Here is a 21,000-nt window from a genome sequence, read left to right as displayed (position 1 = left end):
CAATAACGTCTGTCGCAATCACACCAAGCCAAAAAACAAACGCAGCCTGATGGCTGCGTTGTGGTATCTGGCGGGCAACCCCTTGAAGAGATAACCCCTGACGGGATAAAGAGCCCTTATAGAGAGAACCCTTAGATAGCCAGAGCCTCAAGCTGCGCTTTGGCCGCTTCCATCCCCTTGCTCTGGGCATCCGGGCCCATCCCCATCCCCTCGGCGTAGATGAAATCCACCTCTTTGATACCGATGAAACCGAGCACGGTACGCATGTAGGGAGTGACCAGATCGGTGGCACTGCCAACGTGCATGCCGCCACGAGGGCTGATCACCAGCGCACGGGTATTTTCAACCATACCGACCGGACCGGTCTCGGTATAGCGGAAGGTGACGCCAGCGCGAGCCACCAGATCGATCCAGTTTTTCAGCTGGGTCGGGATGTTGAAGTTGTACATGGGGGCCGCAATCACCACCAAGTCGCTCGCTTTGAGTTCGGCGATCAGCTCGTCGGACTGGGCGATCACCGCCAACTGACGCTCGCTCAGGTTATCACCACCGCGCAGGCCGGAGGCCAGCTCGCCATCCAGCACCGGCAGGTTGAGTGCTGCCAGATCACGCACGGTGACGACATCATCCTGATGGTCAACCAGGAAGCCGTCGATCAGGGCGTTGGATTGGGAATATTGACCCAGGATGCTGGATTTGAGTACGAGGATATTGGCCATGGTGAAACTCCATTTGGTTGTCGGTTGAACAGCCTTGCTGTCGATGGAGGTCACTCTAAACATTGTGCTTATTTGCTGATAGCGAAAATAGATGCTCAACTTGTTCAAATTTTTTGATGCAAGGCCACTTCCTCGCCAGCCAACCCTGCGGCCGCGCTTCAACCCTTGGCAGAACAAACGATTGCCGTTATGATCCGCCGCACTTTTTTCCAGCGACCCGGATCCCATGATACCCTCGCGCAGGCACTCTCCTTTGGCCGGTGCAGTCTGGATGATGGTGGCAGGACTCTGCTTCGCCGCCGTCAACAGCCTGAGCCAGTATGTTAGCTTCAAACTCGGCCTCCCATCGACCCAGGTCGCTTTTCATCAATACCTGATCGCCCTGATCTGCCTGCTGCCCTGGCTGGTTCGCCATGGCTTGCGCCAATCCCTGATGACCAATCAGTTCCGGTTACACCTGTTGCGGGTATTGCTGGCAGTGATCGGCATCCAGCTCTGGCTCTGGGCGCTGGCGTACCCCGTCCCCATCTGGCAGGGGATCGCCCTGCTGATGACCTCGCCGCTGTTTGCCACCCTGGGTTCCGCGCTGCTGCTCAAGGAGCAGGTGAGCCGTGCCCGCATTCTGGCCACCCTGGCGGGCTTTGCCGGCGCCATGCTGATCCTCGCCCCCTGGACTGACGAGTTCAACTGGGCCTCCCTGCTGCCGGTGGCGGCGGCGCTGTTCTGGGCAGGTTACTCCCTGATGGTGCGCTATCAGGCGGCCAACGAATCATCCCACACCATAGTGGTGTATCTGCTTATCTTCAGTACCCCGTTCAACGTCATGCTGGCCCTGCCGGAGTGGCAGTGGCCGAGCGAGAGCCAGTGGCTGCTGGTAGCCGCTTCCGGCGTGCTGACGGCGCTGGCCCAGATGTCCATCGCGCGCGCTTACAGCGTGGCGGAGGCCTCCTTCGTACAACCTTTCGATTTTGCCAAGCTACCGATGAACGTGCTGGCGGGCTGGCTGGTATTTGGCTGGGCCCCCCCCGGCCGTCTGTGGCTTGGCGCCGCCATCATCATTGGCGCCATTACCTTGCTGACCCATCTGGAGCAGCGCGCTCACAAACCCGTTTCCTGAGGTACGCCATGCGTGCCTCTTTTTTTGTCCGCTATTCGTGCGATAGCGATCATCAACAATGACCATCGACATCAGGAGAGATCGTATGTTTGGAACCGCAACCCGCCCCGGCGCCACCCGTGCCCTGCTGCTGGGCTCCGGCGAACTTGGCAAGGAGGTCGCCATCGAGTTGCAACGGTTTGGGATCGAAGTGATCGCCGCCGACCGCTACCCCAATGCCCCCGCCATGCAGGTGGCGCACAAAGCCCACGTGCTGGATATGCTCGATGGCAACGCCCTGCGCGAGCTGGTCGCCGAGGTTAAACCCGACCTCATCATCCCCGAGATCGAGGCCATCGCCACCGATACGCTGGCAGCCCTTGAGCAGGAGGGGGTCAAGGTAGTGCCCAACGCCCGCGCTACCCAGCTCACCATGAACCGGGAAGGGATCCGCCGTCTCGCCGCCGAGACCCTGAGTCTGCCCACCTCACCCTACCGTTTTGCCCAAAGCAAAGAGGAGTTTGTCGCCGCAGTCGAGGCTATCGGCCTGCCCTGCGTGGTGAAACCTGTGATGAGCTCGTCCGGCAAGGGGCAGAGCGTACTGCGCGATCTCGCCAAGCTGGATGAGAGCTGGACCTACGCCCAGGAGGGTGGCCGCGCCGGCCGTGGCAAGGTGATCGTCGAGGGCTTCGTTCCCTTCGAGTACGAAATCACCCTGCTCACGGTACGCGCCGTCGATGGCATTCACTTCTGCGAGCCGATCGGCCACCGGCAGGAAGATGGCGACTACCGCGAATCCTGGCAGCCGCAGATGATGAGTGAACTGGCGCTGGCCCGATCCAAAGAGGTAGCGGCCAAGGTGGTCGAGGCGCTCGGTGGTTACGGCCTGTTCGGGGTCGAACTCTTCATCAAGGGGGATGACGTGTGGTTTAGCGAAGTCTCGCCGCGTCCCCACGATACCGGCATGGTGACCCTGATCTCTCAGGATCTCTCCGAGTTCGCCCTGCACGTACGCGCCATTCTGGGGCTGCCGGTCGGCACCATCACCCAGTACGGGCCGAGTGCCTCTGCCGTGGTACTGCGCGAAGGGCACAGCCAGGATATCCGCTATCAGGGAATTGGTGAGGCATTGGCGCTGGTGCCGGGCGCCCAGCTGCGGCTGTTTGGCAAACCGGAGAGCGCCGGTCGCCGCCGTCTTGGCGTGGCGCTGGCACGCGCAGCGGATTGCCAGGATGCGGTAGAGAAAGCCAAAGCCGTGGCCGCCAAGGTCGATGTGCTGTTCTAAGGGCTTTTTTGCCACAGCAAAACAAACGTTTGCCGATGTGATCGGGCGCAAGGGGCATGGCAATGCCCCTTTTGCATTTCCTCGTCAGGCTTATAATCCCCTCTTCAAATTTGTCAGGAGTACAAGATGTTAGCTGCCGTGATCTTCGATATGGATGGTGTTCTGATCGACTCGGAACCCTTTTGGCAACGGGCCCAAATCGCCGTTTTCTCCGAACTGGGTCACCCCCATACCGTCGAAGATTGTGAGTCGACCATCGGCGTGCGCATAGATCAGCTGGTTGCCCACTGGTATCGCCTGCGCCCGTGGAGCGGCCCAACTCAGGAAGAGGTGGTACAGCGCATTCTGGATCGGGTCAACGCACTGATCCTCTCCGAAGGTCAGGCCAAAGCCGGTGTGCTGGAGGCGCTCGACCTTATCGAAGCCCGCGGGCTGAAAGTGGGTCTGGCCACCTCCTCCCCCTTTGCGATGGTAGAAGCGGTGCTCGGCAAACTTGGCATTCGCGATCGCTTTATCGCGGTTCACTCCGCTGAAGTAGAGCGTTTCGGCAAACCGCACCCGGATGTCTACATCCACGCCGCCGAAAAGCTGGGGGTAGAGCCGGTTCATTGTCTGGCCATCGAAGATAGCTTTACCGGCCTGCTGGCGGCCAAGGCGGCCTCCATGACTGCGCTGATCGTGCCGGATCCCGCTTTAGTGGGTGATCCACGTTTGGCCATCGCCAACTACCAGCTCGGCTCGCTGGCCGAGCTCAATGCTGACACCCTGGCCAGCTGGGTCAAGTAGCGCCTATCGGCGCCTTGCTGCGCTCGCGTTCTCATATCCGCAGGGGGCTCCAGCCCCCTGTTATTACCAGACAAAACCGTTGGCCCCCCCCCTCTTTTTACCTGTCATTCACAACCAGGTTGTTCCTCTCGCACACGACCAGTCCAGCCGGTTGCACCTTGCCATCCATCAGGCTTGATCTCTGTCATAAACGTGCGTTTGCTCGCGGTTAACCCCCTGCAGCCCGACTAGAATCAGGGTAGATAGGCGGCCCCAGGGCCCGAGGAGGTTATCATGATCGAGTACACCAGCAAGCGCATCGTCTGCCCTCACTGTGGCCACCATACCCGGGTCGAGCTGGATGCCAGCCAGGGTGATCAGGAGTTTTACGAAGATTGCATGGCCTGTTGCAATCCGATCCACCTGCGGCTTCACCGCGACGAAGCCCGCGACTGCCTGCAACTCTTTGTGGATGCCGACGACGAGCAACTGTTTTGATTGCGAGTCACAAAAGGCCGAGCAGCTGTTTTGCCTGCAAGTCGCAAAGAGCTGAGCAGATGTTGTGCCTGCGAGCCATAGAAAGTTGAGTGGATATTTTCACCATGTAAATAACAAGGGCCTGCACACTGCAGGCCCTTGCTTATGAGGCGATTGACACCGAGCCGTTTCCTTTCAGTTACCCCCGCGTGCCGCCAGTACCCGCTCCACCGTATCGACGATGGCCTGAGTCTGGGGATCGATCTCGATATTGGTCTGCCAGCCAGCCTTGACCCAACCCAGGTTGGTGCGGGCCAGGGTCTCGGGGATCAGGTGGACGCAAAACTCCCGCTCGCGCACCTCACCTATGGTCAGACTGATGCCGTCGATGCCGATGTATCCCTTGGTCAGCACATATTTCATCAGCTCGGGAGCAAGGCGATACCACACCTGACGGTTGTTGGGTGTGTCGATCACCGAGGTAACCTCTGCCATGCCGATGATATGGCCAGACATGGCATGACCGCCGATCTCGTCACCAAAGCGGGCAGCCCGCTCCACATTGACCTTGTCCCCCACCTGCAACAGGCCGAGGTTGGTGAGACGCAGGGTCTCCTGCATCAGATCGAAGCTGACCAGCTCACCCTCTACCCGGGTAACGGTCAGGCAGCAGCCGTTGTGAGCGACCGAGGCGCCGAGGGCCAGCCCTTCCCCCCACGCCGAGCTTGGCATGCGGATCACGTGGGTACGAAATGAAGCACTCTCTTCGATGGCGACCAGTTCGGCCACACCTTGCACAATTCCGGTAAACATCATCACCTCTTTGTTTCTGGTAACACGCTCTGTTTTTTATCGCGGCCTGTGGCCGCTTCTTTTACATAATCCGTTTTTTACACAATTCGTTTCGTACAAACTGTCACACCTGCTCCGCCGCCTCAGACCGCGCCAGCACACGAGCCCGGCGCTGGGAATGGATGACCACTATGCCAGCCAGCACGATGAGTAGACACCCCGCCATACTACTGAGGGTCGGCATTTCACCAAACATCAGATAGCCGCAGAGGGTAGAAAAAAAGATCTGGAAATAGAAGAAGGGCGCCAGAGTAGAGGCCTGCGCATACTGCATCGCCTTGATAAGGCAATATTGGGAGAGCAGGGTCACCACCGGTAGCGCCAGCAGATAGGGCCAGTCGGCAAGCCCAGGGTTGCGCCACAGTGCAGGCTGCCAGCAGAGTGCGACCATTGCCACCATCCCCAGCATGAAGCAGGTGACGATTAGGATATCGAGGGTGGTCAAACGTGGATCCACCAGCTTGGTGATGAGGTTGTAGCCGGTGTTGGCCAGTACAATGACCAGTGGCAGCAGATAGTAGAGGTTCGCGTCGCCCCCGTCGGGATGGGTCACCACCAGCACGCCAAACAACCCCAACAGCACGGCCGCCACCTTGGTCCGGGTCAGACGCTCCCTGAAAAAGATCACACCCGCCACCACGAAGGCCAGCGAACCAAGCTGGCAAATGATGGTGTAGACGTTGAGCGGTACATGGGCCAGCGCAATCACCGAGACCAGCGCACAGACCAGAAACAGCAGCGAGCGCAACAATAGCCAGCGATCCACCGCCAGCAGCGCCGACATGGTGCGCCTTGGCAACAACAGCAGCAGACCGAGGAAAGGAACAAAGAAGCGAAACCAGACCATCTCCATCACGGAGTAGCCATGGAGTACCAGATATTTGTCCGCGCCATCCTTAAGCGTCAGGGCGAGAAGTGCAAACAGCGTCAGAAAGATCGCCAGTGAGTTGCGCGAAGAGAACAGCATCAAAGAGGCCGAAACAGGAAAAGGGGGCAACCAAACTAACGGGCTTGCCGCAAATTACAACCGCGAGACTGACAAAATGGGAGCAAAACCGCTATATTTGCTCGCCTTTTTACTTTCAAGGAAGCAAATCATGATGGTTTATGAGTGCTGTGAAGCGATCCGTATCGCCTATAACCAGATTGGATCCGGTGAGCAGGGCTATGTGCCGAAGGCCATCGCCGCCACTATCCGCGCCCTCAACGCGGTCGCCGCCGATGAGCGGGTGCCCGCCGAGCTGCGCGAACAGGCAGCCTATGCCGCTGCCAACCTGCTGATCAGCGATCACGAAGACGCCTGATCCTGCCCCCCCGGGGCGGCAACTATTTCGTCCTGGCTGAATTTCAGGCTAGAATGCCTCCCCCACCCTTTGCACTTTCGTCCGAAAGTGCAAAGGCTCTTCCCGATTTCCGCTCTTTTTTACTCTTATCTGATCCACTCGGAGGTGTCATTGCAACGTTATTGGTCCGAGGCGAAGCAGCTCGTCCGTCTAGCCAGCCCCATTCTGGTCGCCCAGGTGGCCCAGGTCGCCATGAACTTCGTCGATACCGTGATGGCGGGACAGGTGAGTGCGGTCGATCTGGCCGCCGTGTCGGTGGCGTCCAGCTTCTGGCTACCGGTGATCCTGCTGGTGCAGGGGATCATCATGGCGCTCACCCCCATCGTCTCCCAGCTCAATGGCGCCCGTAAACGGGAGGCAATCCGTCCGGCAGTTCATCAGGGCTTCTGGCTGGCACTGATCGTCACCCCGCTGGCGATGATTGCGCTTTATTACAGCCCGCTGGCGTTGCAGTTCATGGATGTGGAGCCGGTGATGGCGGCCAAGACCACTGGTTATCTGCACGCCATCCTGTGGGGCCTGCCCGCCTTCGTGATGTTCCAGGTGCTGCGCAACTTCAGTGAGGGGCTCTCCCACACCATGCCTACCATGGTGATCGGCTTTGTCGGGCTGGCGGTCAATATTCCCGCCAACTACATCTTCATTCACGGCCACTTCGGCATGCCGAAACTGGGCGGGGTGGGCTGTGGCGTGGCCACGGCCATCGTGCTGTGGGCCATGCTGCTGGCGATGATCCTCTATGTGAAGCTCTCCCGTCACTTCACCGAGATCCGGCTCTTCTCCCAGCTGGCTCGCCCCAACGGCAGCCGGATCTGGCGCTTGTTCCGCTTAGGGTTCCCCATCGCCATGGCGATCTTCTGCGAGGTGACCCTGTTTACCGTGGTGGCCCTGATGCTGGCCCCCTTCGGCGCCGAAACGGTGGCGAGCCACCAGATTGCGCTCAACTTCTCCAGCCTGGTCTTTATGCTGCCCCTCTCCATCGGGGTGGGTGTCACCATCCGGGTCGGTCACAGCATCGGCGAAGGGCAACCCCATCACGCCCGGGTGGCGGCTCGCACCGGCTTGATGCTGGGGATGGCCATCGCTGCTGCCACTGCCGCCATGACGGTACTGCTGCGCGAGCAGATCGCCTCCATCTATACCGATGATCAGCAGGTGATCGTCCTGGCGGCCATTTTGCTGTTCTTCGCCGCCATCTATCAAATCTCCGACTCGGTGCAGGTGGTCGCGGCCGCCGCACTACGCGGTTACAAGGATACCCAGGCGATCTTCTACGTCACCATCGTCGCCTACTGGGGACTGGGGCTGCCCACCGGCATGATCCTGGGTCTGACCGACTGGCTGGTGCCGAGGATGGGGCCGCAGGGCTTCTGGATCGGCTTTATCGTCGGTCTCACCAGCGCGGCCCTGATGCTGGGGGCGAGATTGCGCTACATCTATGGCCGTTTTGCCACTCCGGAAGCCTGCACTACCCTGTCGCGATCTCAGTAACAGGGCTTGGCGAGCGACAACTCGCCTGCAAAATCAACAGGCTGCGCAAGAACTGGGCAAACAGTCTCCTTTGTGCATATGGCCTGTTGACAGCCTTGGGGGGCATGGGTAGTATGCCGACCACGTCAGCAGCGCTGGCGTAGTGAAGTAAGAGAAAGTGGGTTTATAGCTCAGTTGGTTAGAGCACTACCTTGACATGGTAGGGGTCGTTGGTTCGAATCCAATTAAACCCACCACTTTTCTGTGATGCGTCCTTAGCTCAGCTGGTTAGAGCACCACCTTGACATGGTGGGGGTCGGTGGTTCGAATCCACTAGGACGCACCATTACAGAACACTGATTATGCGTCCTTAGCTCAGCTGGTTAGAGCATCACCTTGACATGGTGGGGGTCGGTGGTTCGAATCCACTAGGACGCACCATTCAGTTTGAAAGAAATGCAGATGTGGGTTTATAGCTCAGTTGGTTAGAGCACTACCTTGACATGGTAGGGGTCGTTGGTTCGAATCCAATTAAACCCACCACTTCTGCATAAAGAAATAAAAGTCGCATTGCGCACCCTGCGTCCTTAGCTCAGCTGGTTAGAGCATCACCTTGACATGGTGGGGGTCGGTGGTTCGAATCCACTAGGACGCACCAGATTAAAAAAGCCCGCTCATCGAGCGGGCTTTTTGCATTCTGCCATGCAGCCACTCCCCTGCCCCGCCAATCTGTTCATCACCGACTGGGCAATGGCGCAGAACCTTGTTCCCATAAAAAACCCGTGCCATCCGATAAACGACACGGGCCGGATAGATGCCGCCAGCGCCTCAGCTCTGCACGGCAATCTCGTACTTCTTTATCTTGCGATAGAGGGTAGCAATCCCAATCCCCAGCGCCTGTGCGGCCAGTTTCTTGTTGCCGAGCCGCTGTAGGGTCTCTTCTATCATCTGTTTCTCCATGCTCTCAAGGCCGCTCTCACCAGGGACGGGTTCAGGCAGTTTCTCCGGCGTGGCGGCGAGCGGAGCAGTGGCAGGCACATTGAACGCCGCATCCAGATTGGTCACCGGGATCGACTGGGCCGCCACGCGATGGGGCTCCTGATTGCGGATGATGTTGGGGGGCAGCAGGCTGGCGTCAATTACCTCGCCCGCCTGGCTGACGTTGACCAGATATTCGATGAGGTTGCTGAGCTCGCGCACGTTGCCCGGCCAGCGATACCCCTTGAGCAACGCCATCACTTCGGGCGCCAAACCGGGATAGACGATGCCAATGCGGCTGGTGTGCAGGTTGAGGAAGTAGTGGGTCAGAAGCTCCACGTCCCCTTCCCGCTCCCGCAGCGGCGGCAGGTTGAGGGGGATGACGTTGATGCGATAGTAGAGATCTTCACGAAACTTCCCTTCGGCGATGTATTGATCGAGATGCTGGTGAGTGGCGGCGATGATGCGAATATCCACCGGCACCGGTCGGCTGGCTCCGATGGGGGTCACCTCCCGCAGCTCCAGCACCCGTAGCAGCTTGGCCTGCATGGTAAGCGGCATGTCGCCAATTTCGTCAAGGAACAGGGTGCCCTGATGGGCCGCCTGAATCAGGCCCTGCTTGCCACCGCTGGAAGCGCCGGTAAAGGAGCCCTTCACATAGCCAAACAGCTCGCTCTCCAGCAGTTGTTCGGGAATGGCGGCACAGTTGATGGCGATGAAAGGCTTATCCTGTCGCGGACTCAGGCGATGGACGGCGCGGGCCACCACCTCTTTACCGGTGCCGCTCTCGCCGCAAATCAGCACGCTGGAGGGACTCTGGGCGATGCGATGCAGCAGTCGTTTGAGGGTGCGCATCGGCTTGCTCTCGCCGATCAGCTGATCGATCCGCACATCCGGATCCGGCTCCTGCACCTGACCGGAATGGGACTGGTGAAACGCCATCAGAAAGAGTTGCTGGCCCTGCACATGGTGTAGCTGGCCGATGATCAGCTCCTGACGACCTTCAAAGGTGATGATGTGCTGAAGATGACCACTCAGCCCCTGTTGGGAGAAAGTGAGCGGGCGGATCCCCACTTCGCGCCCCTGCAGCTGTTCCTGCTGGCAACCCAGATGATGGAGTGCCGCCTCGTTGGCGTAGAGCAGTTGACTCTTGTCATCGAGCAGCAGGCAACCCTGATCCATGTTGGTCATCAGATTGAGGAACACCTTGTTGACCCCGTCCGACAGCCCGCGTGAATCGAGCAACTTGGCCACAAAGATAGTGGAGATGTGGCGCACATAGTCACACACATCCTGCAGATTGTTGTTGAGGCGCGCCTGCTGCTCGTCGCTGAAGGCCACCAGACTGATCACCCCGATACAGCGCTCGTCCACCATGATGGGCACCCCGAGGAAGGCGCGCTCACGGCAGCTCTCCTTGCAAGTACAACCGTCACACACCGGATCATCGCTGGTGTGGGTAACGATCTTCTCCCGCTGGTTATCAATCACATAACGCAGCAGGCGGGAGTCGCCCTCCAGCTGACGTCCGAAGAACTTGCCATAGGGCCCGGTGCCAGCCACCCGAACCATATCGGCATCCACAATCTCGACCTCAAGCTGCAGCACACTCGCCAGCATCTTGGCAAAGCGCAAGATGGTCGGCTGGATCTGCATCAACAGACACTGGTTGCTCACGGATCTCATCCATCATTCCTTTTTGTTCTTGTTATCCTCCCCCTAAAGGGAGTCATGCTGGCCAGATACTAAGGGATATCAGGGGGAACTACTTCGGGGGGGATCACGAAAAGGGAAAATGATCCGTATCCTCCGCGACTTCAGAGGCACAGATAAAATTCAATAAAAACATAAAGATGAAAACACATGCAGCAAGATAAATCACTTGGGCCAACCAAGCCTGCTGATCCGCAAAGTCCATCGACAGATCATGCTGAAGGTGGGGAAAACAGCCACTGAAATGGCATTTGGCTCACGCGCCGCATACCTGTTTCAAGACTTGGCACTCATGGTCGAAATCCGCTTTATCTTGCGGCTGAATGTAACTTTGCCAGCGGGCAAACAGCTCGGCCGTCGGATAACGATGCAGACGAATACCGGTGCGATAGAGTTTGGGAAAAAGTGGGTCTGGCTGGGATCTCACGACCAGACCGCGCAGCTTCTCGCCAGAGGGAATGGCAATCACCAGCTCATCCCCCTCTTTCAACCGTATGGCCCCCAGAATACCGATGCCGCCGATGGCTATGTCGCGCACCACCACATAGGGCACCGGGTTGAGCAACTCCAGAAACCAGTTGCGACGGCGACATTCTGCCTTGTAACCACCGCCACTGAGGATAAAACGGCGGTGTCTGCGCCAGTCATAACCGGTAGGCAATGCTGGGTCATAGCGCGATTTTGCCTGCCCCACAGGATCAGATTGCTCACTTGTGCCCATCCGGTTTCCCTCACTGGCATTGGTTAAACAGTGTCAGTCAGCTCTTTTTCAACTATAGCTGTCGCCGTTAGGCTCAGGGTCGGATACGGGGACGACAGATATATTACGGAGGCAATGATGGACAGAGATGGCATGGATGAGATACGAACGACTGCGGCTCGGTTCGATCAAGCAATAGACCAGTGAGTCGCACCGCCGCAGCGATGCAATCTGACTTAGCCGGGCAGATGAAGTGCCAACAAGACCGCCAGCGGGATCACCAGCACAGAGAGGGCATTGCCGCCGAGCACGATACTGGCCACCTTGTCCGGCTGACAGTGATACTGCTCGCAGAGCATGTAATTCAACACCGCAGGGGGCAAGGAAACCGACAACATCAACAGCGGGATCCACTCCGTCTTGAGCGGCAACAGCCAGATCGCCAGCAGCAGCGACAATCCCCCCGCCAGCAGATAGAGCAGGTTGCACTTGAGCGCGAGGCCAAGGTGATCGAGCTCTCCCTCCATCAGGCGAATGCCCAGCGCAAAGAGCATCAGGGGCACCGAGATCTGACCGAGCAGCGAGGCCGTGGTCACCACATATTCCGGCAGCGTAATGTGCAGGTTGGCCACTAGCAAACCGGCCAGCGCGGCCCACAACACAGGGCTGCGCAGCCACAGCCAGCGGGAGGTATTGGCCGAGAGAATAAACATGCCGACCGAGAAGTGCAGCAGATTGGAGAGCACAAAGAGGATCACGATGGCCCCCAGTTGCTGCTCGCCAAACGCCAGCACCATCAAGGGGATACCAAGATTGCCGGTATTTCGGAACATGGCGGGCAAGATCAGGGCTGCCCGCTCAATTCCTTTGAGTTTGAGCAGCGCGAGCAGCAGACCGGGTAACAGAATAACCAGCGCCCCCGCCGCAATCAGCGGCAGATGCTCCGCCAGCACCAGCGGATACTTGACCAGCGCGGAGAAGACCAGCGCCGGGGTAAACAGCTCGATATTGGCCCGATTGACGTAACCGAGCGCGGCCCCCGGTCGCAATCGCCCATAGAGGGCGCCGAGCCCGACCACACCGAACACCGGAATGACGATATTGAGCAAGGCGCTGAACATGGGCGGCGTCCGTTACAGTTCGCGGGCCGGTTTGCCCATCAGCACCACCGGATCCAGCGTCACTTCCAGTGCGCCGTTACTGACCCAGAGCTGACCATCGGAGATAGTGCAGGTGAGCTGCATGGTACGCTCGACCATGGAGGTCAGCGGCAGGGTCTGGCTGTCGGAGAGTTCGATGATGCTGAGGTTGTCATGCTGGCTGAGCTTGCCCTGGTTCTGCTTCCACCAGACGCTGGTGCCACGACCGCCGTAGAGGTAGAGCACCACCTGACGGGCACGGTTACAGGCCTTTTTCAGCCGTTTTTCATCGGGTTGGCCCAGCTCGATCCAGAGTTCTATTTCGTCCGAGTAGTTCTTGCACCAGAGCTCGGGTTCGTCATCGGCGCTCAATCCCTTGGTGAACTCCAGTCGCTCGGCGGCGTGCCAGGCAAAGGCCGCCAGCCGGATCATCATCCGCTCATCGGTTTCGGAGGGGTGGCGCGCCAGCGTGAGGGAGAAGTCCTGATACAGATTGCGATCCATATCAGACAAACTGATCTGAGCCTTGAATACGGTTGCCTTGAGAGCCATAGAAAACCTTGAACACCTGATAAGAGAAGGGTGAGTGGGAAATACGGGCGCCAGTGTAATCAAAATCGGCGGCAGGTTCGACCATCCTGACCAAAGATTTCCCCTTACCTGCCGGGATAAGTGCTTTAAAAGACACAAAAAACAAATGCCAGTCCGAAGACTGGCATTTGGCGGCATGAGAAGCGACTCACTTCTCGGCGGACTGTACCCCGAACGCGTTCAGCAGCATGCAACAGGTCACTGCCACCGCCACGAATCCGCTCAGAAAGATAAAGGGCATGGCCCCGTATCCCAGTACTGTCCAGATGGTGTGTTCAAGAAGACTCATTGTTGTGTCCTTCATCCGGTGAAAGGTGTGTTCCTTCTGGCGGATATTGGCCCCGCTCTTGATGCCTCCATTTGACCTCAATCAGCGGTTGGGTCCTATGCCACCAAAGTGATAAATGCAGGGTTCATTTGCGCTGGATCAAGCTTTTTGGCCAAATATCCATGCAGTTCAAGCAATTACCACCGCCAATCAAGGATAGACACAAACACGGCAGAATAAAAAAACGCGCCGGATGGCGCGTTTCTTGGACAGCACAGGCAAGGGATCAGTTGTCGCACAGATCGCTTGGCATGTCCTGACGCAGGCGGGTCCACAGCTTGCCGGACTCGATACCGTACTGACGCACCGTCATGAACACGGCTTCGTGGTTCTTGGTCTCCGCCAGATTGAGCAGGGTCTTGTAGTAGGCATCTGCGGTCTCGCGGGCCTGCTTGTCGGAGAAGTAGTAGCTGCCGACCCGGCTGTACAACCCTTTGAAACCGTTCAGGATCAAAGCATAGATCGGATTGCCGGAAGCAAACGCCAGCTGGTGGTGCAGGCGATAATCGAACTCGGCATAAGCCTGGGCGTTGTTCTCGACCCCATCGGCGCCACGCAGGATCTCGGCGGCCTGCTCCGGATTGTGACGGATCGCCCCGCGGATAAAGATGGTGCAGATATGGGTACGGGCGGAGAGCAGCTGAGCTATCAGATCAGGTACCTTGTCCTGATCCAGACGGGCCAACGTCTCCAGAATATTGAGGCCGGAGGTTTCCCAGAAATTGTTCACCTTGGTCGGCTTGCCATGCTGTATGGTCAACCAGCCATCACGGGCCAGTCGCTGCAGCACTTCGCGCAAGGTCGTCCGCGTCACCCCGATCAACTCGGATAATTCACGCTCGGCGGGCAGAATAGATCCGGGAGGAAAGCGATTGTTCCAAATGGACTCGATGATGTATTCCTCGGCAAACCCAGCTGGGCTCTGCGCTTTTATAACCATGAATTGACTCTGTTGTAATGCGTAAAAAGGCTGACGAATGATATCAAAGCGATGATGGCTGGCAAGCATAAGGTCAGTCCTCTGCTCACATATGGCAAATATAGTGTTGGGAATATGTATCTAATCGCCACGAGGGAGCCAGCCACCCCCGACAAGGTGGTTATAAAACAGACAGATGGGCAGAGATCCATCGGCTATCATTTATAATCGTCACACTTTTTGATTAAAATCACGAGGAATCAGACAGATAAAGGCCAACATCCGGAGGCACAGGTCGGATCATCCTTGACTGCATAGAAGCAGATCCTAACAACAAAGTTGAGACCCATTATCATGCCAATAAGCCTAGGGCAGGCATTAGCCAAGAACTTCTTGGGCAATGCACCACAGTGGTACAAAAACGCCATCTTGCTATTTCTGGTGATCAATCCGATCGCCTTCCACCTTGATCCTTTCATTGCGGGTTGGTTACTGGTCGTTGAATTTATCTTCACCCTGGCCATGGCCCTCAAATGCTACCCCCTGCAACCGGGTGGCCTGCTCGCGATCGAAGCCGTGTTGATCGGCATGACCTCCGCCGATCAGGTCAAGCATGAGCTGGTCGCCAATATCGAGGTGCTGCTGCTGCTGGTGTTTATGGTGGCAGGTATCTATTTCATGAAGCAGTTGCTGCTCTATGTCTTCACCAAGCTGCTGATCGGCGTACGCTCCAAGATCCTGCTCTCCCTCTCCTTCTGTCTGGTCTCCGCCTTCCTGTCAGCTTTTCTCGATGCACTGACGGTCATTGCCGTGGTGATCAGCGTTGCTACCGGTTTCTATGCCATCTATCACAAGGTCTCGTCCGGCAAGGGATTTGGACATGCACATGACCACACCCATGATCAGGAAGTAAAGGAAGACCACTATCAGGCTCTCGAGCAGTTCCGCGCCTTCTTGCGCAGCCTGATGATGCATGCCGCCATCGGTACCGCGCTGGGTGGTGTCTGCACCCTGGTGGGCGAGCCACAGAACCTCATCATCGGCGAACAGGCTGGCTGGCACTTTGGCGAGTTTGCCATTCGCATGGCCCCCGTCTCGCTCCCCGTCTTTATCTGCGGTTTGCTTACCTGTGTGCTGGTCGAGAAGATGGGATGGTTCGGTTATGGTGCCAAATTGCCGGAGTCGGTGCGCGCCATCATGGAGGAGTACAACCTGCATGAGAATGCCAAACGCACCCAGCAGGACAAGGCCAAGCTGATGGTACAGGCTCTGATCGCCATCTGGTTGATCGTCGGCCTGGCTCTGCATCTTGCAGCGGTAGGATTGATTGGCCTCTCGGTCATCGTGCTGGCAACCTCGTTCACCGGTATTACCGAAGAGCATGCTCTGGGCAAGGCCTTTGAAGAGGCGCTGCCCTTTACCGCCCTGCTGGCTGTGTTTTTCAGCGTGGTCGCCGTCATCATCGATCAGCAGTTGTTCAAGCCGGTGATCCAGTGGGTTCTTTCGGCGGAACAAGAGCAACAATTAGCTCTTTTCTATGTAGCCAACGGTCTACTCTCCATGGTCAGTGACAACGTCTTTGTCGGGACCGTCTACATCAACGAAGTCAAGACTGCCCTGCTCAATGGTGCCATCGACCGCGCCCAGTTCGATCTGCTGGCGGTAGCCATCAACACAGGTACCAACCTGCCGTCGGTCGCCACCCCCAATGGTCAGGCCGCCTTCCTGTTTATGCTCACTTCGGCATTGGCGCCGCTGCTGCGTCTCTCCTATGGCCGCATGGTCTGGATGGCGCTGCCCTATACATTGGTGCTGGGGCTGATCGGCTTTTTCTCTGTCGAATTGCTGCTTGGCCCTGCCACTGAGTGGTTCTATCAGCACGGATGGCTGGTGATGGAGAGTACGCTGCCAGCGGTACAGCCAGCGCTGCATTAATCCATTGATATGGTTTCCGAGGGCCCTTTCAGGGCCCTTTTCTTTTCTGCCCCGCTCTGCTCTAATTCAGCCACTGTTTTTTCTGAGAGATCAATTAGATGATCGAGTTTCTCCGCCGTATCGCCGCCCATCGGCTGGCCTGGGGCTTGTTGGCAGCATCAGCCCTGTTCCTCGAGTTGTGTGCCCTCTTCTTCCAGCATGTGCTGGGCCTCTCCCCGTGCGTGATGTGTGTTTACGAACGGTTGGCGACCCTGGGTGTGCTGGCCGCCGGTCTGCTCGGCATGGTGGCGCCGGATAAGTGGTATGTTCGCTGGAGTGCCATGTTGCTGTGGGGCTACAGTGCCTTCCGTGGCTTCCAGCTGGCCCTCAAGCATGTGGACTATCAGGTTAACCCCTCCCCGTTCAACGTCTGCAGCCCGTTTGCCGACTTCCCGAGCTGGGCTCCGCTCGATCAGTGGCTCCCCTGGCTCTTTATGCCTGAAGGGGATTGTGCCCAGATCACCTGGCAGTTCTTCGGTTACTCCATGCCCCAGTGGCTGGTCGTCATCTTCGCCGCTTACCTGTTGGTCTTCACCGTAGTGGCCATCGGCAATCTGGTGAAAGGGCGCTGCTGCAACTGATCATCATGCCGCGTGGAGATAAAAAGGGGGGAGCCATGATGGCTCCCCCCTTTCTCGTTATGGCTGACCCTATTTCTGGTTACGCCCTGGCAGTACCCATCTTGGCCTTGACCGCGCCAATTACCATGGGCAACAGGGAGATACCGATGATGCCGAAGATCAGCAGGGTAAAGTTGTGACGCACCACCGGCAGATTGCCAAAGAAGTGACCGGCATAAACGAAGGAGAGTACCCACAGCAGGCCGCCAACCAGGTTGAACGCCAGGAAGCGCGGATAGGTCATGGCCCCCATCCCTGCCACGAACGGCGCGAAGGTACGCACGATGGGCAGGAAGCGGGTGATGATGATGGTCTTGCCACCATGCTTCGCATAGAAGGCGTGGGTCTTCTCCAGATAATCCCGGCGGAAGATTTTGGAGTCCGGGTTGCGGAACAGCTGCTCGCCGAAGAAGTGCCCAATGGTGTAGTTGACCACGTTGCCCAGCACGGCAGCGATGATCAGCACGGCCGCCAGGGTATGGACGTCCAGCACGCTGCCCACGGTAAGCGCACCGGCGGCAAACAGCAGGGAGTCACCCGGCAGGAACGGCGTCACTACCAACCCGGTTTCACAGAAGATGATCAGAAACAGGATGGCATAAACCCAGACGCCATAGTTCTCGAACAGCTCTTTCAAATGCACGTCAACGTGCAGGATAAAGTCGATTGCAAAGAGGATCAGATCCATTTTTTCCATACCCATAAAGTGAACGGCGTGGAGTCTACGCCAATGCCATTCGGGCGACAATCACCGGCCAGCCTCTTTTTCATCCTGCAGAGCCCACCTTCAAATGAAACCGTTTTTCCGCTTCCTTCGAGGGTGGGAGCGCACAGAGTGATGTCGAGCGTGGTGTTGAAAAGGTGAACTAGGAGGCCTGTTCCAGATCGCTGCGCACTGCGGGGGGAAGGCAACGCTCCCAACCCCACAGCAACACCAGCAGCAGGGTCACGTCATCGAACCAACCCAGCAAGGGCACCACGTCAGGGATAAGATCCACCGGACTAATGCCATAGAGCAGGATAAGGATCACCAGTCCCCTCGCCCACCAGGGGGTACCGGGATGGCGAAAACCATGATAGAAACGACGAAGTCGTTGCCAAATCAGCCAGCGTTTGCGGCTCATGACTCAATCAACTCGCTGTGCAACTGCTGGATCTGATCCCGCAGTGCTGCCGCCTGTTCGAACTCCAGATCCCGGGCATGTTGGAACATCTGCTCCTCCATCCGCTTGATTTCTTTGGCAATCTCGCTGGCAGAGCGGACATGGTACTCCCCTTGCGGCTCGGCCGCCTTGCGCATCCCCTTGCCAGGTTTGCCTGCCGTGCGGCTGCCGCCCATGTCCATCACATCGCCAATGGACTTATTGAGCCCCTTGGGGGTGATCCCATGCTTGAGGTTATAGGCATGCTGCAAGGCGCGGCGCCGCTCGGTCTCCTCAATGGCGATCTTCATCGAGTTGGTGATGGTATCGCCGTAGAGAATGACCTTGCCGTTGAGGTTACGCGCCGCCCGGCCGATGGTCTGGATCAGCGAGCGGGTCGAGCGCAGGAAGCCCTCTTTATCCGCATCCAGAATCGCCACCAGCGACACCTCCGGCATGTCGAGACCTTCCCGCAGCAGGTTGATGCCCACCAGTACATCGAACTTGCCGAGGCGCAGATCGCGGATGATCTCCACCCGCTCGACCGTGTCGATATCGGAGTGGAGGTAGCGCACCTTGACGTCGTGCTCCGCCAGATACTCGGTCAAGTCTTCCGCCATCCGCTTGGTCAGGGTAGTGACCAGCACCCGCTCCTCGACGGCGACCCGTTTGCGGATCTCGGAGAGCAGATCGTCCACCTGCGTGGTCACCGGACGCACCTCGATCTCCGGATCGAGCAGGCCGGTTGGGCGCACCACCTGCTGCACCACATCGCCGCCGGACTTCTCCAGCTCGTAGGGGCCCGGAGTCGCCGAGACAAACACCGTCTGCGGCATCAGCGCTTCAAATTCGTCGAACTTGAGTGGCCGGTTGTCCAGCGCCGAGGGGAGCCGGAAGCCGTACTCCACCAGGGTCTCCTTGCGGGAGCGGTCCCCTTTGAACATGGCGCCAATCTGCGGCACCGTGACGTGGGACTCGTCGATGATGAGCAGGCCGTCCCCCGGCAGGTAGTCAAACAGGGTGGGCGGCGGCTCCCCCGGCGCACGGCCGGAAAGGTAGCGGCTGTAGTTCTCGATGCCGGAGCAGTAACCCAGCTCCTGCATCATCTCCATGTCGAACTGGGTACGCTGGCTGATTCGCTGCTCTTCAACCAGCTTGTTGAGGGACAACAGCTGCTCGCGGCGACTGCGCAGCTCCTCCTTGATATGCTCGATAGCCCCCAGAATGGTCTCCCGCGGGGTTGCGTAGTGGGTCTTGGGGTAGATGGTATAGCGCACCACCGTCTGCTCGATGGCGCCGGTCAGCGGGTCGAACTGGGAGAGGCGCTCCACCTCTTCATCAAACAGCTCTACCCGCAGGGCCAGCTTGTCCGATTCGGCGGGGTAGATGTCGATCACTTCACCGCGCACCCGGAAGGTGCCGCGTTGAAACGCCATGTCGTTGCGGGTGTACTGCAGCTCGGCGAGGCGACGCAGGATATCCCGCTGGTTGATCACATCCCCCACTTTCAAGTGCAACATCATGCTCAGATAAGCCTGGGGATCCCCCAAACCATAGATGGCCGACACCGAAGCAACGATCACCACGTCGCGCCGCTCCAGCAGCGCCTTGGTGGCCGACAATCGCATCTGCTCGATGTGATCGTTGATGGAGGCATCCTTCTCTATAAAGGTGTCGGTGGTCGGCACATAGGCTTCGGGCTGGTAATAGTCGTAGTAGGAGACGAAATACTCCACCGCATTGTCGGGGAAGAACTCCTTCATCTCACCATAGAGCTGGGCGGCCAGGGTCTTGTTGGGAGCCAGGATCATGGTCGGGCGGTTCAGGGTGGCGATGACGTTGGCCATGGTGAAGGTCTTGCCCGAACCGGTCACCCCGAGCAGGGTCTGATGGGCCAGCCCCGACTCGATGCCATCCAGCAGTTGGGCAATCGCCGTGGGCTGATCCCCGGCGGGTTGAAACTGGCTGGCTAACTTGAACAATTTGCTCATGAACACTCCCGACACAAAACAGCAGAGGAGCAGTGTAACCGAGGGTTTGGCAACGGTACACCCGTGCCATCATCCCGCGAATGGCTTGACCACCCCGGACACCTTCTGTATGATGCTCCTCCTTGCCTGATGTTCCCCCGTAGTTCAGTCGGTAGAACGGCGGACTGTTAATCCGTATGTCACTGGTTCAAGTCCAGTCGGGGGAGCCAATTCCTCACCATCTCGGTGCAAGTTATCCACTTTAGTGCCCTCTCCTGCCAATTTTAATGCACAAGATCCTTCTTGCTGCTGACGCTCCCTTTTGTTACCCGTCCCGGCTCGACAGATTTTTCTCCTGTCGCATCTAACTATTTGATTTTTATAAAAACATTTTTTTTCCGGTATTTTTTGAACAGCCCTTGCATCCCAGTGCTGGCGCGGCTTTCAGGGCGATGAACAAGTTTCATAAACAGGGTTATCCACAGATTCTGTGGGTAAGTTCAGCAAGCCCTGTCAGGACGCGGGATTGCCCTTGATGGCCCCCGGCAAAGAGTCATTTTGCTGGCCAACCTGATTTTATGCTGTTTTTTTGCCCCCTCAGGAACAGCGGGGTGACAGGTTCTATTGGCACTTTTCAGAGGTATCTTTTTGCCAACCCTTTCCCTGTGGGCGAACGGGCAAATATCAAGCTGATTTGACCCTCAGCCAACCATGGCGGCCATCGGTTGAATCTGCTGAAACTGATCCCCGCCAAGCGGCCGGACAGCAGAATCTAAAATATCGGCCTGCGCCAGAGCACTTCGGTCGCGGGCAGCAGATTTCACTAATTGACAACGACGGTTACAGCAAAAATTGCCAGATTTCATCCGCTTGTCTCCCTATCACGCCGCCGGTTCCACAAATAGCGTCCGATAACGTC

21 protein-coding genes and 6 tRNA genes are annotated in these 21,000 nt (G+C 57.8%); 14 read left to right on the top strand and 13 right to left on the bottom strand.

Going from position 1 to position 21,000, the window contains the following annotated elements; translation table 11 throughout:
• Positions 1 to 131: 131 nt before the first annotated feature.
• A complete protein-coding gene (locus AB5Y97_RS00370; RefSeq protein ID WP_201946785.1) occupies positions 132 to 719 on the bottom strand; it encodes an FMN-dependent NADH-azoreductase in 588 nt (195 codons plus the stop codon).
• A 226-nt stretch (positions 720 to 945) separates the two neighbouring features.
• On the opposite strand from AB5Y97_RS00370, the gene AB5Y97_RS00365 reads away from it, so the two are divergent.
• The 4 genes from AB5Y97_RS00365 to AB5Y97_RS00350 all read left to right on the top strand — a co-directional run bounded on the left by AB5Y97_RS00365 (position 946) and on the right by AB5Y97_RS00350 (position 4,363).
• Positions 946 to 1,836: a DMT family transporter gene (locus tag AB5Y97_RS00365; RefSeq protein ID WP_100653666.1), complete on the top strand. Its 891-nt coding sequence runs from the start codon at positions 946 to 948 to the stop codon at positions 1,834 to 1,836.
• An 85-nt stretch (positions 1,837 to 1,921) separates the two neighbouring features.
• Entirely contained in the window at positions 1,922 to 3,100 is a 1,179-nt protein-coding gene (purT, locus tag AB5Y97_RS00360; RefSeq protein WP_201946786.1) for a formate-dependent phosphoribosylglycinamide formyltransferase, read from the top strand.
• 126 nt (positions 3,101 to 3,226) lie between these two features.
• A complete protein-coding gene (hxpB, locus tag AB5Y97_RS00355) occupies positions 3,227 to 3,886 on the top strand; it encodes a hexitol phosphatase HxpB (RefSeq protein WP_201946788.1) in 660 nt (219 codons plus the stop codon).
• Between the two features lie 273 nt (positions 3,887 to 4,159).
• On the top strand, positions 4,160 to 4,363 hold the full coding sequence (locus AB5Y97_RS00350; protein WP_005336871.1) for a CPXCG motif-containing cysteine-rich protein: 204 nt from the start codon (positions 4,160 to 4,162) through the stop codon (positions 4,361 to 4,363).
• Positions 4,364 to 4,537: 174 nt separating this feature from the next.
• Here the strand turns inward: AB5Y97_RS00350 and AB5Y97_RS00345 are convergent, their stop codons facing one another.
• Both AB5Y97_RS00345 and AB5Y97_RS00340 read right to left on the bottom strand, forming a co-directional pair.
• The gene (locus tag AB5Y97_RS00345) at positions 4,538 to 5,155 is read right to left on the bottom strand and encodes a riboflavin synthase subunit alpha (RefSeq protein WP_201946951.1); all 618 of its coding nucleotides are present in this window, start codon (positions 5,153 to 5,155) and stop codon (positions 4,538 to 4,540) included.
• A 103-nt stretch (positions 5,156 to 5,258) separates the two neighbouring features.
• Positions 5,259 to 6,161: a DMT family transporter gene (locus tag AB5Y97_RS00340; protein WP_201946790.1), complete on the bottom strand. Its 903-nt coding sequence runs from the start codon at positions 6,159 to 6,161 to the stop codon at positions 5,259 to 5,261.
• A 130-nt stretch (positions 6,162 to 6,291) separates the two neighbouring features.
• Here AB5Y97_RS00340 and AB5Y97_RS00335 point away from each other — a divergent pair, with 130 nt between their 5' ends.
• From AB5Y97_RS00335 to AB5Y97_RS00305, 7 genes are all read left to right on the top strand, one after another.
• Positions 6,292 to 6,498, top strand: coding sequence for a YaeP family protein (locus AB5Y97_RS00335; RefSeq protein WP_005352334.1), 207 nt, complete (start codon positions 6,292 to 6,294; stop codon positions 6,496 to 6,498).
• A gap of 150 nt (positions 6,499 to 6,648) precedes the next feature.
• Complete coding sequence (locus tag AB5Y97_RS00330; protein ID WP_040069252.1) at positions 6,649 to 8,028, top strand: MATE family efflux transporter; 1,380 nt, start codon at positions 6,649 to 6,651, stop codon at positions 8,026 to 8,028.
• A 159-nt stretch (positions 8,029 to 8,187) separates the two neighbouring features.
• Positions 8,188 to 8,264 (top strand) — tRNA-Val (locus tag AB5Y97_RS00325).
• 12 nt (positions 8,265 to 8,276) lie between these two features.
• A tRNA-Val gene (locus tag AB5Y97_RS00320) sits at positions 8,277 to 8,353 on the top strand.
• Between the two features lie 18 nt (positions 8,354 to 8,371).
• Positions 8,372 to 8,448: transfer RNA gene (locus AB5Y97_RS00315), tRNA-Val, on the top strand.
• Between the two features lie 25 nt (positions 8,449 to 8,473).
• Positions 8,474 to 8,550 (top strand) — tRNA-Val (locus AB5Y97_RS00310).
• 38 nt (positions 8,551 to 8,588) lie between these two features.
• Positions 8,589 to 8,665: transfer RNA gene (locus AB5Y97_RS00305), tRNA-Val, on the top strand.
• Positions 8,666 to 8,835: 170 nt separating this feature from the next.
• On the opposite strand, the gene AB5Y97_RS00300 is transcribed toward AB5Y97_RS00305, so the two are convergent.
• The 6 genes from AB5Y97_RS00300 to fadR form a co-directional block, all read right to left on the bottom strand.
• The gene (locus tag AB5Y97_RS00300; protein ID WP_088868863.1) at positions 8,836 to 10,671 is read right to left on the bottom strand and encodes a sigma 54-interacting transcriptional regulator; all 1,836 of its coding nucleotides are present in this window, start codon (positions 10,669 to 10,671) and stop codon (positions 8,836 to 8,838) included.
• A 283-nt stretch (positions 10,672 to 10,954) separates the two neighbouring features.
• A complete protein-coding gene (locus tag AB5Y97_RS00295; RefSeq protein ID WP_368157022.1) occupies positions 10,955 to 11,419 on the bottom strand; it encodes a hypothetical protein in 465 nt (154 codons plus the stop codon).
• 215 nt (positions 11,420 to 11,634) lie between these two features.
• On the bottom strand, positions 11,635 to 12,519 hold the full coding sequence (locus AB5Y97_RS00290; RefSeq protein WP_368157020.1) for an AEC family transporter: 885 nt from the start codon (positions 12,517 to 12,519) through the stop codon (positions 11,635 to 11,637).
• A 12-nt stretch (positions 12,520 to 12,531) separates the two neighbouring features.
• Positions 12,532 to 13,089, bottom strand: a complete 558-nt coding sequence (locus tag AB5Y97_RS00285) for a YaeQ family protein (RefSeq protein WP_100653659.1) — start codon at positions 13,087 to 13,089, stop codon at positions 12,532 to 12,534.
• A gap of 187 nt (positions 13,090 to 13,276) precedes the next feature.
• Positions 13,277 to 13,417 carry a TIGR02808 family protein gene (locus AB5Y97_RS00280; RefSeq protein WP_005345965.1) on the bottom strand — a complete coding sequence of 47 codons (141 nt, stop codon included), beginning with the start codon at positions 13,415 to 13,417 and terminating at the stop codon, positions 13,277 to 13,279.
• Between the two features lie 265 nt (positions 13,418 to 13,682).
• Positions 13,683 to 14,396 (bottom strand): fatty acid metabolism transcriptional regulator FadR, encoded by a 714-nt coding sequence (gene fadR, locus AB5Y97_RS00275; RefSeq protein WP_026034983.1) that lies wholly within the window; start codon positions 14,394 to 14,396, stop codon positions 13,683 to 13,685.
• A gap of 333 nt (positions 14,397 to 14,729) precedes the next feature.
• Here fadR and nhaB point away from each other — a divergent pair, with 333 nt between their 5' ends.
• Together nhaB and dsbB are read left to right on the top strand one after the other, a co-directional pair.
• Positions 14,730 to 16,310, top strand: coding sequence for a sodium/proton antiporter NhaB (nhaB, locus tag AB5Y97_RS00270; protein WP_201946797.1), 1,581 nt, complete (start codon positions 14,730 to 14,732; stop codon positions 16,308 to 16,310).
• 98 nt (positions 16,311 to 16,408) lie between these two features.
• Complete coding sequence (gene dsbB, locus AB5Y97_RS00265; RefSeq protein WP_005336895.1) at positions 16,409 to 16,930, top strand: disulfide bond formation protein DsbB; 522 nt, start codon at positions 16,409 to 16,411, stop codon at positions 16,928 to 16,930.
• 79 nt (positions 16,931 to 17,009) lie between these two features.
• Here dsbB and AB5Y97_RS00260 read toward each other — a convergent pair whose 3' ends face one another.
• The 3 genes from AB5Y97_RS00260 to uvrB all read right to left on the bottom strand — a co-directional run bounded on the left by AB5Y97_RS00260 (position 17,010) and on the right by uvrB (position 20,102).
• Entirely contained in the window at positions 17,010 to 17,657 is a 648-nt protein-coding gene (locus tag AB5Y97_RS00260; RefSeq protein WP_047437729.1) for a DedA family protein, read from the bottom strand.
• Positions 17,658 to 17,835: 178 nt separating this feature from the next.
• Positions 17,836 to 18,093, bottom strand: coding sequence for a YkvA family protein (locus AB5Y97_RS00255; RefSeq protein ID WP_201946799.1), 258 nt, complete (start codon positions 18,091 to 18,093; stop codon positions 17,836 to 17,838).
• Positions 18,090 to 20,102, bottom strand: coding sequence for an excinuclease ABC subunit UvrB (uvrB, locus tag AB5Y97_RS00250; protein ID WP_201946801.1), 2,013 nt, complete (start codon positions 20,100 to 20,102; stop codon positions 18,090 to 18,092). Before uvrB ends, AB5Y97_RS00255 begins: the two co-directional genes overlap by 4 nt.
• Positions 20,103 to 20,235: 133 nt before the next feature.
• Here uvrB and AB5Y97_RS00245 point away from each other — a divergent pair.
• A tRNA-Asn gene (locus AB5Y97_RS00245) sits at positions 20,236 to 20,311 on the top strand.
• 471 nt (positions 20,312 to 20,782) lie between these two features.
• Here AB5Y97_RS00245 and AB5Y97_RS00240 read toward each other — a convergent pair.
• Positions 20,783 to 20,947 (bottom strand): hypothetical protein, encoded by a 165-nt coding sequence (locus tag AB5Y97_RS00240; protein WP_155728475.1) that lies wholly within the window; start codon positions 20,945 to 20,947, stop codon positions 20,783 to 20,785.
• Positions 20,948 to 21,000: the final 53 nt, after the last annotated feature.

The organism is Aeromonas sp. R10-2 (genome assembly GCF_040908445.1).
Taxonomy (GTDB): domain Bacteria; phylum Pseudomonadota; class Gammaproteobacteria; order Enterobacterales; family Aeromonadaceae; genus Aeromonas; species Aeromonas veronii.
The sequence above is the reverse complement of the archived record's forward strand: the minus strand, read 5'-3'. Positions and strand labels throughout refer to the sequence as shown.